This window comes from Streptomyces sp. CNQ329 (genome assembly GCF_000482585.1).
Genome location: NZ_AXVU01000026.1, coordinates 88,099 through 100,445, shown reverse-complemented (window position 1 = coordinate 100,445; position 12,347 = coordinate 88,099). Strand labels below are relative to the sequence as shown.

Sequence of the window (12,347 nt, the reverse complement as noted above, 5' to 3'; positions counted from 1 at the left end):
CGTTTCGGGGCGAACAACGGCGCCCACGACGCGGCACCCACCGACGTCCGCCTCGGTCACGGACGGGCGCCCACCCGGCCCTCACCGGCACCGGGCCGACCCCACGCACCAACGGCCACCCCGGCGCGTACCCCCGGGCACCGGTCCGCTCAGCTAACTGCCGTTCCGCTCGGCGCGTACCCCCGCACCCGCTTCACCCACCACGCCGGCCGGCCGTCGGCGCCGGTGACCCGGGCCCACTGTCAGAGCGGGCGCATACCCTTGGGCGGGCGTGCGGGGGACGTGGTCCCCGGCGGTGCCCCGGCCTCCCGGCGGGGCGGCCCGGCTCCTCCGGCCGTCACGGCCAGTCGGCCGCCCCGGCCCTGCGGCGCCCCGACCTCCGCGGCCTCCTCGATTTCGCGGTGCCCCGGCCTTCCGGCCTTCCGGCCTCCCGGCCAACCTTGGCCCGACACCCTTCGGCCCGTACTTGGGCCCGACATACTTCGGCCTGGCGGCTTTTCGGCCTGGCGGCCTTCTCGGCCTGGCGGCCTCCCTACCCCTCCGGCCCTCACGGTCCCGGCCCCGGCGGGCCCCGGCGGGCCGTGGCGGCTTCGCCGTCGACCCGCCTCCTGCACCCCACCCCCCCCCCACCCCGGTCCCGCGTACCCGGGTCACTCCGCCCTCGACCGGCGAACCGCACGCCGCCGTTGCTACCCGCCCGCCGTCGCCTTCACTTCCTTCGTGAACGGGCCCCACTTCCCGTCCAAGAGCTTCGCCCGCACCTTCACCGCGTATGTCCCCTTCCCCTTCTCCAACGGCAGGCTGATCCGTCCCGTGTCCTTCGGTGCCGACTCACCCAGCACCAGCTTCGATCCGAACTTCCCGTCCACGTACACCTCGTACTCGGTGATGTCCCCGCCCGCCTTCGGGGCGTTCCACACCAGGTCGAGGTTCCACACGCCGGCGTCCTTGCGGGCCGTCGCCTGGAGGTCGGTCGGGACCTCCGCGCCTGCCTTGCCGTCCGGTTCCGACTGCGTCGTGACGGTGGCGGACGGACTGGCCGGGCCGGAGTTGTCGGCGGCGTCGCGGGCCTTGACCGTGAAGGTGTAGCGGGTGTCGGGGCGGAGGGTGGTGACCGCCGCGGTGGTTTCCGTGCCGCCGACGCTGTGGATCTTGGTTCCCTCCTGGTAGATGTCGTAGGACGTGACCTCCTTGTCGTCCTTCGCCTTCGTCCAGGTCAGGGTCGCCGAACGGGGGCCGTCCGCGCGGGCCCGGAGACTCGCCGGCCGCGTCGGGGGCTTGCTGTCGTCGGCGTCCGCCGAAGGGGTCGTGACGGGGGCGGCCCGGCCGGGGGCGGAGAGTTTTCCGCCGGCGTCCCGGGCGCGTACGGAGAAGGTGTACGAGGACGACGGCTTGAGGCCGGTGACGTCGATCATGTGCTTCGCCGCCGGTACGTTCTGGATCTTCTTGCCGTTGCGATACACCTCGTACCGCCGTACGTTCTCCGCCTCCGCCGCCTTGTTCCACATGACGTGCACCGACGTGGACGTGCTCGTATAGACGGTGACGCCGGTCGGCACGGTGGGCGTGTCCGGCGGTTCGGCGGCGGCGCCGCTGTCCGAGCTGCAGGAGGTCGCGGTCAGGGCCAGGAGGCAGGCGGCGGTGGTGCTCAGCGCGGCGAGCGTGGGGGTGGGCCTCACAGGGACGCCTCTCATCGTGCGAAGCAAAGGTCCAGACCTTTTTCGCACACCACCGCGTACATTTCAAGACGTCGGCGGCGCCCCGCAGTTCAGCCCTTCCGGCCACCCCCGCCACCGTCTCTGCCGCCGTCTCTGCCGCCGCCTCGGCCGCCTCCCTCACCGCCGCCCATGCGCAGCAGTGCCGTGAGATGCGCCGCCGCCGTGGACAGGTGGCGGCGGGCCTCGCGGAGCTGGTCCGGCGAGACGCCGTTGTCGCGGGCGGCGTCGCGGACGTCGTCACGGAACCGGTCGAGCAGGCGCTCCAGTTCACGGGCCAGCTCGGCGGGGGTGGCGTCCTGCGGGGTGTCCTCCTCGGCCCACTCCGGGGTGTCGGCGGGGTCCGGCTTGACGTACGGCGGCCAGGGCGTCCTGACGCCGTCCATGCCCGTGGTTCCCGGGCCCGTGTGCAACCCGCCGGAGGGCGGGGTGGGGGCAGCCGCGTCCGCGATCCTGTCGGACGGAGAGGCGGCCTCCGGACCCGTGCCGGAGGCCCCGCCCGCGCCGGGCCCCGGACCCGCCCCCGGCCCCGGCCCCGGTCCCGCGCCCGCGTCCGTCCCCGGACCCGTCCCCCCGTCCGTACCGCGGCCTCCGAAGCCGCCCAGGTTCCCCAGCTCCCGCGTCAGCTCCGCCAGGCCGTCCATCAGGCCGCCCTGCCAGTCGCCGGTACGCACCCGCGTCTGCACCTGCTCCTGCACCTGCCGCGCGATCCGCTCCGCCTCGCTGCGCACCCGCTCCTGCGTCTCACGCGCGTGCCTGCGCGCCTGCTCCGCGTCCTGCCGGGCCCGCCGCGTCTCGTCCTTCGCGCGCCTGGCCTGCTCCTTGAACTCCTGCTTCGCCCGCTTGTACTCCTCCTTCGCCTGCCGCCACGACTCCTTCTCCCCGGCGTTCGCGCCGCGCGCGCCGCCCGGCGTGCGCGCCTCCTTGGCGGCCTGGCGCATCTCGCGGCGCAGGTCGCTGGCCGTGCCGCTGACGTCCGCCTGGATCTCGGCCGCCAGTTCGGCGACGGACTCGCGGATCTCCAGCTCCAGCTCCGCGAGTTCCGTCTGGCGGGCGGCCAGTTCGGCGCGGCCGGCGTCGGTGATCGCGTAGACCTTCCGGCCGCCCTCGGAGGTGTGCGTGACCAGGCCCTCGGTCTCCAGTTTGGCGAGCCGGGGGTAGACGGTGCCGGCGGAGGGTGCGTACAGGCCCTGGAAGCGTTCTTCGAGGAGGCGGATCACCTCGTAGCCGTGGCGGGGGGCCTCGTCGAGCAGCTTCAGCAGGTAGAGCCGGAGCCGGCCGTGGGCGAAGACGGGGGCCATGTCAGAACACCTTCTTGTCGGCCGGGCCGGTCGCGCCGCCCGGCGGTACGTCCTCCGGCGCGTCCCCCGGTACGTCCCCCGGCGTGCCGCCCGGCGCGTCGTCCCGTTCCTCGTCAGCCCCCGGCGGGCGGCGGAGCAGGGCGAGGGCGCCGGAGACGGTGGTCGCCTGCAGCGCCCCCTTGCCCGTCCCCAGGCGGCCCTCGACGGACTTCGCGCCCCAGTGGCCGCTGACGTCCAGTGCCGCGAAGGCGTTGGAGACCGCGCCGCTCGTCGTGGTCGCGTGCACCTCGACGTCAGGCTCCTCGGGCAGCCGTATGGCGATCTCGCCGGAGACCGTGTGGACGCGGACGTCCGCGGCGCGGGCGGCGGGGGAGAGGTCGATGACCATGTCGCCGCTGACGGTGTCGGCCTGGACGTTGCCGCCGGCGCCGTCGATGAGGGTGAGGGGGCCGGAGACGGAGTTGTAGCGCAGGTCGCCCTCGAGGGCCTGGGCCTCCAGTTCCCCCGACACCGTGTCGGCGCGGACCGGGCCGGAGAGGCCGACCAGGGTGGCTCCCCCGCTGACCCCGCGTACGTCCGTACGGCCCGTGATGCCGGAGACGACCGCGTCGGCGCCGACGACGCCCACCTCGACGCGGGCGGCGGCGGGTACGGCGAGGGAGACGACCACGCGGCGGCGCCAGCCCTTGCGGTCGAGCCACTTCAGGAAGCCGCGCCAGGGCAGGTCCTCGTACGCGACCGTCAGCTCGCCGTTCTCCAGGGAGACGCGCAGCGGCGGGCCCTCGATCTCGCTGACTTCCAGCCGCGCCGCGCCCGGCCGGCCGGTGTCATCGGGGGTTCCGACGACGTGCACGGCTCCGTTGACGATCCGCACCTTCAGGGCCGTGACCGGCTCTTCGAAAGCGAGGGTCTGGGGATCGGCCACAAGCTGCACCGGCATCCACGGCCTCCTGACTCGGGCTCTGGCGAGCGCTCACGCCCCAACGCAACATATCGCGTATCTGATGAGACACGATATATCGCGGTGTGCGGAAGTCAAGCGCGAGCCCCGCGCCGCCGGCCGGCCGCGCCGGCTACTCCTCGTCCTCGTCGTCGAGGCGGGCGAGCCATGTGGCCAGCCGCTCGACCGGAACCTCGAACTCCGGGTTCAGGTCGACGAACGTGCGCAACTGCTCGGAAAGCCACTCGAAGGTGACCTCCTCCTCGCCGCGCCGCTTCTCCAGCTCCTCGATCCCGCGGTCGGTGAAGTACATGGTGGGTGCTCCGGAAGGGGGAAGTGACCGGTTCAGTATCGCTCACCACGGGGGACGACCGGCGCGCAGCCGCGGGTACCGTCGCGGGGCGGTGGTCCGGCGGACTAATCTCGGTGTATTGGCCACCCAGCGTAGTCGGGGGAATCGGATGAGCGGCAACCTTCCGCAGCGCGTGACTCTGCCGGACGGCACCGAGGTGTGGGTCCGGGCGACGCCGCTGGACGAGCGGGTCGCGGCGGGGTCGCGGGCGACGGTGCCGGCGCCCGGGGGTGCCCGCCGGAGCGCCGGGTGGGACGTCGAACCCGACGCCGGCCTCGCGGACCTCGACGCGGACGCCGAAGACGTCGCCGCCGCTGACGTGGGCGCAGACGACGCGGACCTCGAACCCGTCGCCGACTGGGGCCGGATGACCGCCCGGCTCGCCGGCTTCGCGCCCCTCGTCGGCGGAGTGGCCGCCTCCGTACGTGCGGCGACCGCCGCCGCCGCGCCGCACGAGGTGAGTGTGACGTTCGGCGTGGAGATCTCCGCGGGAACCGGAAAGGCGATCGCGCTGCTGGCCGACGCGAGCACCACGGCGCAACTGTCGGTCACGCTGACCTGGCAGCCCGGCGCCCGGCCGGCCGAGCCCGGCGGAACGGCGGCCCCGGCCGCCTCGACGGCCGCGCCCGATACGGCTGCATCTGGTGCATCCGGCCCGTCTTCCGCGACGTCTGCACCGGTATGAGGGTTCCCATCGAGAGCAGCGAATCCGCGGACTACGCGCGTCACCAGCTCTGCACACTCGCCGCCGCGGCGACCGTCGACATCCGGGCGGCGCCCGGGTCGGGGGACGGGTCGCTGTGGGGCAGCGGGTTCCTCGTCGCGCCGGAGTGGGTCCTGACCTGCGCGCACGTCTTCGTCCATCCCGACGGCTGGCGGCGCGGTACGGCGCCGGGCGAGCTGATCGGCGTGGTCGTGGGCGGGCGTACGGTGCCGGGGCGGGTGGAGTACAGCATGCCGTCGCCGGACAGCACGGCCGCGCGGATGGGCCGCGACCCGGAGGTACGCGACGAGACATTCGCGGAAGCGGTGATGCAGGTAGGGCCGGATCTCGCCCTGGTACGGCTGTTGCCGGCGCGGGCCGACGGGGCGGGCGGGGGCGAGGGCCCCCGGGGCGACGCGCGGTACGGGCTCCCGCACGGGGGGCTCATCGGCGCTCAGGGGGGTGGTCCGCCCGGGCAGCCCGGCCAGCAGGGGCCCGCCCGGCCGCCGGCGGGCAGCGAACCCGTCTGGCTCGGCGACCGCTACGAGGACTTCCTCGACCAGGCCGTCCTCCTCAGCGCCCACGGGCGCGCCGGCGCCGGGAGCGGCGACGGGCCCGACGCGGCCCTGCTGAGCGCCGAGTTCGCCGGGCGCAACGGGCAGCAGATCCTGCTCGGCACCCCCACCCCGATCCGGAAGGGCGCCTCCGGCGGCCCGGTGCTGCACCTCGGCCGCGGCGAGGTCGTCGGGGTGGTCAAGGCCCGCTACCGCAGCGGCACCGGCGGCGGCACCGCCGTGTCCCTCGACGAGCTGCACGCCCTCTCGCCGGAACACCTGCTGCCCGGTGCGGAGGGCCTGGGCCCCGAGCCGTACCGCGAGCTGATGCGGCTGCACGACGCCTGGCACTGGCACCGCCACCACGGCATGGACGACGAACGCACCTCCTGGACCGACCTGCAGCGCGCGCTGGGCCCGCCGCGGTTCGGGGCCTGGGGCGCGCTGGACCGGCTCAGCGCGCTGTGGCGGCTCGCCGACCTGCCCGCGCCGCGCGACCCGGAGGTCGTCGAACGGCTGGTGCACCACGTGCTCGACATCCAGGGCCGCCCGCTGGGCACCCGGCGGCTGCGCGACTGGCGCGACGGCCACGGGCTGCTGCACCGGCAGGCCGCACCGGAGCGCGCGCTGCGCGACATGCTGCTGTACCTCAAGCTCGTGGCCCGTGAGGCCGCCGCCGACCCCGGCGCGAGCGCCGACGCCGGGGTGCGTACCGCCGTCGAATCCCTCGAAGCCTGGGTCGCGGAGCGCGCGGGGGAGCTGACGCCGCGCCAGCGGCGGGAGATCCACGCGGTACGGCGGGCGCCGGTGAGCGTCCTCGTCACGTTCGACAAGCTGCCGTTCCTCGACCCCGCCGCACCCACGGTGCCCCGCTACAACTGGACCGTGCGGCGCGGCTACGGCAAGGGGGAGTGGGAGCACGTCGCACTCGACCAGTCGTACGCCGGCGGGTCGTTCGAGGAGGCGGAGGAGCAGGTGCTCCAGGCGCTGGCGCCGCAGTTGCTCGGGGCCGATGCCGAGGCGCAGACGCGGGTGCGGCTGGAGGTGGCGCTGCCGGAGGAGCGGCAGGCCCAGCCCACGTACCGCTGGGAGCTGCCCGTGTCCGGCCGGTCGACCGCCGGACGTCCGCCCGCGGGCACGGTGCGGCCGGTGGTGCACCGGGACGCGGCGCGCGCCGGGCCGGAACCGGAGCCGCTCTGGCGCGACCGGTGGCGGCGGATGAGCCGGGCGCCGCGGCAGCGGCTGGTACGGGCCGAGCCGCCGGACTGGGGCCGCGGGGCCGGCGACGGCGCGGTGCCGGTGTTCTGCCACGCCCTGGGCGGCGCCGGCGTGCGGGCGGCGGTCGTGGGGCAGTTGCTCGACGAGGGCACGGCGGTGGCGCTGTGGCGCGCGGGTGGCCACGAGGGCGAGGAGTGCGACGAGGCGTGCGAGGCGTACCACGAGGAGCTGGCGGCGCTGCTGGCCGACGGTACGGGAACGGTCGTGCGGGACCTGCCCGAGCGGCTGCACGAGGTGCGCAGGGAGGCGCTGGAATCCGGCCGGGGGTGCGCGGCGGACGTGATCCTCTTCTACGACGACGCGGACGACGCGATCGGCGCCGGGGGCTGACCTGCCGGGCGGGGCGTGTGTGTGACGCGCGTTGAGCCACGGCCGCGTGGGTACGCCGGGAGGCGCGCAGGGGCTGTGCGCGGGTGACGTCATCGGGTCCTGGCGCGTGTGTGGCGCGCGTTGAGCGAGTGGCGCGTGGGTTCATCGGGACGCGTGGGACGTGCGCGGGTGATGCCGTCGGGGGCGGTGGCGCGGCGGCGCTCGCGCCCGGGGCGGTGGCGTGGAATGTGCGCCGGCGGATGCGGTCGTACGCCCCGCGACGGGGGGCGTGAAGGGCGTACGGGTGGTGGTGAATGGGTGAGTTGGCCGGTGAACGGGTGAACGGCGCGCGGGCGTCCACGTGCGCCGGGGGCGAACCTCGCGCACCCCATGCCCAGTTGGACGAAACCGGCCCGCCACCACGCGGATTGGCCGATTCGGCACCCGGCGTCTGTGCGCCCGGCTAGCCTCTTATCCCCGTGAGGGTTGCCCTCGTCCGTCGCCGGGCAGACAGTGGGGCAAGCCCGCTGCCCGGTCGGCGACAAGGGGTTACGACGTGAGCGAGTGGCTCATCTACCGAGGCACCGGCGCCCCCCACGACGGTATGGAGAGATTGCCGGCACCGCCTCCCTGGCGAGAATTCGACGGCGGTCCACCGGTGCCTCCGCCGGCCGCGCTGGAACCCTCGTCCGAGCGCAGACTCGGCCAGCGACGACGCGAGGCCAGCCACCACAGGCCCAGCACCCGCGAGTGCGAGATGGTCAACGCCGCGCTCTATCTGCGCCGCCCGCTGCTCGTCACCGGGCAGGCCGGCAGCGGCAAGAGCACGCTCGCGCACTCGGTGGCGTACGAGCTGGGCCTCGGCCGGGTCCTGACCTGGCCGATCGTCAGCCGCAGCACGCTGCGCGACGGCCTGTACGCCTACGACGCCATCGGCCGCCTCCAGGACGCCCAGCTCGAACGGGCCGCCCGGCGGCCCGACACCGCGGACGAGGCCGCCTCCGCGGAGCCCGGCGGCGGCATCGGGCGCTACGTGCGCCTCGGGCCGCTCGGCACCGCGCTGCTGCCCTCCGCGCGCCCGCGCGTGCTGCTCGTCGACGAGCTGGACAAGAGCGACATCGACCTGCCCAACGATCTCCTCCACGTGCTGGAGGAGGGCGAGTTCACGATCCCCGAGCTGGAGCGGATCGCCGACCGGGCGCCGGTGGTCGAGGTGCTCAGCGACGACGGTACGAAAGTGCCCGTGCGCGGCGGCCGGGTGCGCTGCGGGGCCTTCCCGTTCATCGTGCTCACCAGCAACGGGGAGCGCGAGTTCCCGGCGCCGCTGCGCCGCCGCTGTATCGAACTGCAACTGCCGGTGCCGGACCGGGCGCGGCTGACCGGGATGGTGCGGGCGCACTTCCCCGACGGCGACGACGAGCGGTTCGCGGAGCTGATCGACCGCTTCCTGGCCGCCGGACCCGGCGACGTACGGGCCGTGGACCAACTGCTCAACGCCATCGAGCTGACCCGGCAGGCCGACTGGGATCAGGCGGACGGCTCCGCCCGGCGCGTGACCGAGGAGCTGATGCGGCCCATCAACAGGCCGCGGTGAGCGCGATGGCGGGGCGCGGGCTCGGGTGCGAGGACGGGCAGGAGAAGGCCGAGGAACTGGTCGGCCGGCTCCTGGCCGCCGGACTGCCCCCGGACGCCCGCGGCCTCGCCGACGTCCTGTGGCTTGCCGACGAGCTCGCGCGCAGCGCGGGGCCGGCGCCCGGGACGGATCCGCGCGCCGACGGGGCGGGGGTGGCGACCCATAGGGAATCAGCCACTTTTCCCGATGCCGCCGTCGCTTCCGAAGGCCGTGGCACCCGGCGCGCCGAGGGCCCCGACGACGCCTCCGGCACGACCGGCGCGGGGGCTCACACCGTGCCCGAGCGGCGCGTGGGACTCGCCGCGGGCCCGGGATTTCTCCCGGGCACCCGGGTGCCCGACGCCGTGGACGGCCCCGGGTACCGGCAGCTCGGCCGCGTCGGCGTGCCGGAGCCGCCCGCGCTGCCCGCCCTGGTGTCGCTGCAGCGCGCGCTGCGCCCCCTGCGGCGCTACCAGCCGCGCGTCGCGGCCGTGGCGCCCGGCGAGCTGGACGAGGACGAGACCGCCGAGCTGAGCGCGCGGGCCGACCTCGTCATCCCCGTGCTGCGTACGCCCCGCCGGCGCGCCACCCTCCAACTGCTCATGGACGCCTCGCCCGCCATGGAGGTGTGGAGCCGGCTGCTGGAGGACCTGCGGACGGTCGCCGAGCGCTCCGGCGCCTTCCGCGATGTCACCGTGCACCGCCTGTACCCGCTGCCGGACGGCGGTGTCGGCTGTACCGGCGAGCAGGGCCGGCCGTCGATGCTGGGGGATGCCGGCCAGTTGCACGACCCCGGCGGGCGGCGGCTGACGCTCGTGCTCAGCGACTGCGCGGGCCCGATGTGGGCCGACGGCCGGATGCAGCGGATGCTGCACGGCTGGCTGGGCACCGCCCCCGTGGCCGTCGTCCAGCCGCTGCCGCACCGGCGGTGGCGCGAGATGCCCTTCGCCGCGCTGCCCGGCCTGCTCGTCCGGCACCCCGGCCCGTACCCGACGCTGGACTTCCGCGCCGGCACCCGCGGCGACGTCCCCCCGGCCGGCGCCCGACCGCTGCCCGTGCTCGCCCCCGAGCCGGCCGCCGTCGGCACCTGGGCCCGGCTGCTGGCCGCCGGCGAGGGCCTGTCGTTGCCCGGCGCCGCGGGCTGGGTGTGCCGCGACCACGCCGCCGCCCCGGCCGCGGCGGCCCGCACCGCCGACGAACGCCCCGACCCGGCGGCCACGCTCGCCGCGTTCGACGCGACGGCCTCGCCGGCGGCCCGGCTGCTGGCCATCCACCTGGCCGCCGTGCCCCTGGTGCTGCCGGTCATCCGGCTGGTCCAGCGCGCGCTGTTCCCGGACACCGGGCCCGCGGAGACCGCCGAGATCCTGCTCAGCGAGCTGGTCGTGGCGCGTGAACCGGCGCGCGGAGGGGCGCGTCAGCCGGCGCCCGAACCCGTCGGCGACGACCCGTGGTTCGACTTCCGCCCGGGCGTGCGCGAGCTGCTGCTGCGCCGGCTCAGCCACGGCGAGGCGGCGCTCGTGCTCAAGCACTGCTCGCTGTACATCGAGCGGACCTTCGGTCAGGGCGCGCGCAACTTTCCCGCCGTCGCGGTCGCGTATCTCTCCGGCGAGGACCGTGAGCCCGAACTCGGCGAGGGCAAGGTCCCCGACCAGTTCGCGCGCGTCTCCGAGCAGGTGCTGCGCGCCTTCCAGCCCGCCTTCCGCGGACCGGCGGAGGCGGGCGGCGCGGAGCTGCTGCGCCAGTACGAGGACAGCCGCAGCGTCCGCGACCTGCTGGACGCCGTGCGGGCCCTGCGCCGCGCGGTCGTCGAGGAGCGGGACACCGCGCAGCAGGGGCTGCTGGCGCGGGCGCTCCTGCTGCACTGGCAGCGGCTGCGTGAGCCGGACGCGCTGGCGGAGGCCGAGCAGTGGGCGCGTAGCGCGCTGGCCGCGGACGGCTCCGAAGCAGCCGCGGGCGGCGGCGCGCCGGCGGCGGCCGGGGCGCCGCCGCTGCGTGACCGGCTCACGTACGCCGAGGTGATGTGGGAGGTGGCCCGCGAGCGCGCGGCCGACGGCGAGCACGAGATGGCCGTCGCGGCGCTCCGCGCCTCCGCCGTGCAACTGCGCGACAGCCGCGCCCTGGTCACCACGCACGCCGCCCGGCAGGAGCGCGGCGGGCTGCTCGCCGAGGTGCTGCGCCGGCTGCACTCGCTGACCGGCGACGGCGCGGCGCTGCACGAGGCCGAGGAGACGATAGACGAGCTGCTGGCGGGCTGGCCGGACGAGGAGCTGGTGCCCGCGCGGCTGTTCCTCGCCCGCGGCCGGGTCACCCTGGGCCGCGCCCAGGCGGAGCGCACGGTGGACGAGACCCGGGCGTACGGGCTGCGCGCGGCGGCCGACCTGCGTACCGGCGTCGACCTGCTGCGCATGGAGGGCGGCCCCGAACTGCGCCGGCAGGAGTGCGAGGCCCTGCTCGACCTGGCGGACGCCAACACCACCGCGGCCGGCGACGCGGGCGCGGGCCGCGCACTGGCCGCGCTCGACCGGGCCGGGCGGCTGGCCGCCGCCCTGGACGACTACCGGCTGCAGGCGCAGAGCCTGCGCCGCAAGGCCCAGGTGCGCATCGCGGAGTTCGCCCGCGGCGGGGGCCGCGAGCTGCTGGCCGAGGCCGACGGCTGGCTGGAGGACGCACTGGCGCTGCTGCCGCCGGGCGCGGCCCTGTACGGGGAGGTGCTGACCGAGCACGGCGAGCTGCTGATGCGCCGCGCCCAGCTCGCCCCGGACGACGCGGGCCTGCGCGGGCGTGCGGTGCCGGTGCTGCGCGAGGTGCTGGCGGAGACGCCGCAGCGCCATCCGGACCTGCCGCGGCGGCAGTTGCTCTTCGGCCGGGCCCTGCGCATGCGGTACGAGTCGTCCGGCACCCGCACCGACCTGTACGAGGCCGAGTGGGTGCTGGAAGGGGCCGCGCGCGAGGACGACGCCCCCGCGCGCGTGCGCGCCCAGGCGTGGCTGGAGCTGGGGGACGTCCAGCTCCTGCTCGACATCCGGACCGAGTTCCGGCAGCGGCAGGAGCGGGCGGCGGACTGCTACCGGCGCGCGGCGCTCCTGGCCGAGGAGGCCGGCGACAGCGCGGATGCCGCCAGCGCCCACCACAGGCGGGGGCAGATGCTGGAGCCGACCGCGGGGCGCGCGGCGGCGCTCAGGGCGTACCGGGACGCCTGGGAGCAGTGGAGCCGGGCGGAGCAGACGGAGAGCGCGGGAGCGGTGCTGACCCGCGAGCAGATCCGTACCCTCGAAGCGGGCGACTGAGCCGGGACCGTTTTGCTGCACGACTGTTCGGGGAAGGACTCTCACACCCTTCCGGAGGAGTACAGAGTGGAGAACCCCCTGTCGGCGGCGCCGGACGGGAGACCGTCAGCCGTTCCCTCGACCGCGTGCCTTCCCGACTTCAGCGACGTGGACGTGCACGCGGTCGCGGCCCGCGGCGACCACCCGGTGCTCGCCGGGGTCGTCGCCCATCTGCTGCGCAACTGGCCGTCCGAGGAAGAGGCGGGCGCGTACTTCACGAACGACGCTGCCGCCGACTAGCGTCGTATGCACTGCCG

The 12,347-nt window shown here is 75.7% G+C and carries 9 protein-coding genes; 5 read left to right on the top strand and 4 right to left on the bottom strand.

What is annotated here, in order from left to right:
* Window positions 1-689: 689 nt before the first annotated feature.
* The 4 genes from I003_RS0118915 to I003_RS0118900 all read right to left on the bottom strand — a co-directional run bounded on the left by I003_RS0118915 (window position 690) and on the right by I003_RS0118900 (window position 4,269).
* Window positions 690-1,679 (bottom strand): fibronectin type III domain-containing protein, encoded by a 990-nt coding sequence (locus tag I003_RS0118915; protein ID WP_027772939.1) that lies wholly within the window; start codon window positions 1,677-1,679, stop codon window positions 690-692.
* A gap of 89 nt (window positions 1,680-1,768) precedes the next feature.
* Window positions 1,769-3,016 (bottom strand): PadR family transcriptional regulator, encoded by a 1,248-nt coding sequence (locus I003_RS32645; RefSeq protein WP_078564165.1) that lies wholly within the window; start codon window positions 3,014-3,016, stop codon window positions 1,769-1,771.
* Between the two features lies 1 nt (window position 3,017).
* Window positions 3,018-3,956 (bottom strand): DUF4097 family beta strand repeat-containing protein, encoded by a 939-nt coding sequence (locus I003_RS0118905; RefSeq protein ID WP_027772938.1) that lies wholly within the window; start codon window positions 3,954-3,956, stop codon window positions 3,018-3,020.
* Between the two features lie 133 nt (window positions 3,957-4,089).
* The gene (locus tag I003_RS0118900) at window positions 4,090-4,269 is read right to left on the bottom strand and encodes a DUF6104 family protein (RefSeq protein WP_027772937.1); all 180 of its coding nucleotides are present in this window, start codon (window positions 4,267-4,269) and stop codon (window positions 4,090-4,092) included.
* A gap of 148 nt (window positions 4,270-4,417) precedes the next feature.
* On the opposite strand from I003_RS0118900, the gene I003_RS0118895 reads away from it, so the two are divergent.
* From I003_RS0118895 to I003_RS0118875, 5 genes are all read left to right on the top strand, one after another.
* Window positions 4,418-4,993 (top strand): CU044_2847 family protein, encoded by a 576-nt coding sequence (locus I003_RS0118895; RefSeq protein ID WP_027772936.1) that lies wholly within the window; start codon window positions 4,418-4,420, stop codon window positions 4,991-4,993.
* Window positions 4,990-7,173, top strand: coding sequence for a VMAP-C domain-containing protein (locus I003_RS0118890; protein WP_027772935.1), 2,184 nt, complete (start codon window positions 4,990-4,992; stop codon window positions 7,171-7,173). The genes I003_RS0118895 and I003_RS0118890 overlap by 4 nt, the downstream gene beginning before the upstream one ends.
* Window positions 7,174-7,708: 535 nt before the next feature.
* A complete protein-coding gene (locus I003_RS0118885) occupies window positions 7,709-8,746 on the top strand; it encodes an AAA family ATPase (protein WP_027772934.1) in 1,038 nt (345 codons plus the stop codon).
* Between the two features lie 5 nt (window positions 8,747-8,751).
* Window positions 8,752-12,051, top strand: a complete 3,300-nt coding sequence (locus I003_RS0118880; RefSeq protein ID WP_486584288.1) for an SAV_2336 N-terminal domain-related protein — start codon at window positions 8,752-8,754, stop codon at window positions 12,049-12,051.
* A 66-nt stretch (window positions 12,052-12,117) separates the two neighbouring features.
* Window positions 12,118-12,330: a YxD-tail cyclophane-containing RiPP peptide gene (locus I003_RS0118875; protein ID WP_027772932.1), complete on the top strand. Its 213-nt coding sequence runs from the start codon at window positions 12,118-12,120 to the stop codon at window positions 12,328-12,330.
* The last annotated feature ends 17 nt before the right edge of the window (window positions 12,331-12,347 follow it).

Excerpts from the sequence above, each read along its gene's own strand:
- I003_RS32645 (WP_078564165.1), bottom strand. The coding sequence starts at position 3,016 with ATGGCCCCCGTCTTCGCCCACGGCCGGCTCCGGCTCTACCTGCTGAAG.
- I003_RS0118890 (WP_027772935.1), top strand. The coding sequence starts at position 4,990 with ATGAGGGTTCCCATCGAGAGCAGCGAATCCGCGGACTACGCGCGTCAC.
- I003_RS0118880 (WP_486584288.1), top strand. The coding sequence starts at position 8,752 with ATGGCGGGGCGCGGGCTCGGGTGCGAGGACGGGCAGGAGAAGGCCGAG.
- I003_RS0118895 (WP_027772936.1), top strand. The coding sequence starts at position 4,418 with ATGAGCGGCAACCTTCCGCAGCGCGTGACTCTGCCGGACGGCACCGAG.
- I003_RS0118900 (WP_027772937.1), bottom strand. The coding sequence starts at position 4,269 with ATGTACTTCACCGACCGCGGGATCGAGGAGCTGGAGAAGCGGCGCGGC.
- I003_RS0118905 (WP_027772938.1), bottom strand. The coding sequence starts at position 3,956 with ATGCCGGTGCAGCTTGTGGCCGATCCCCAGACCCTCGCTTTCGAAGAG.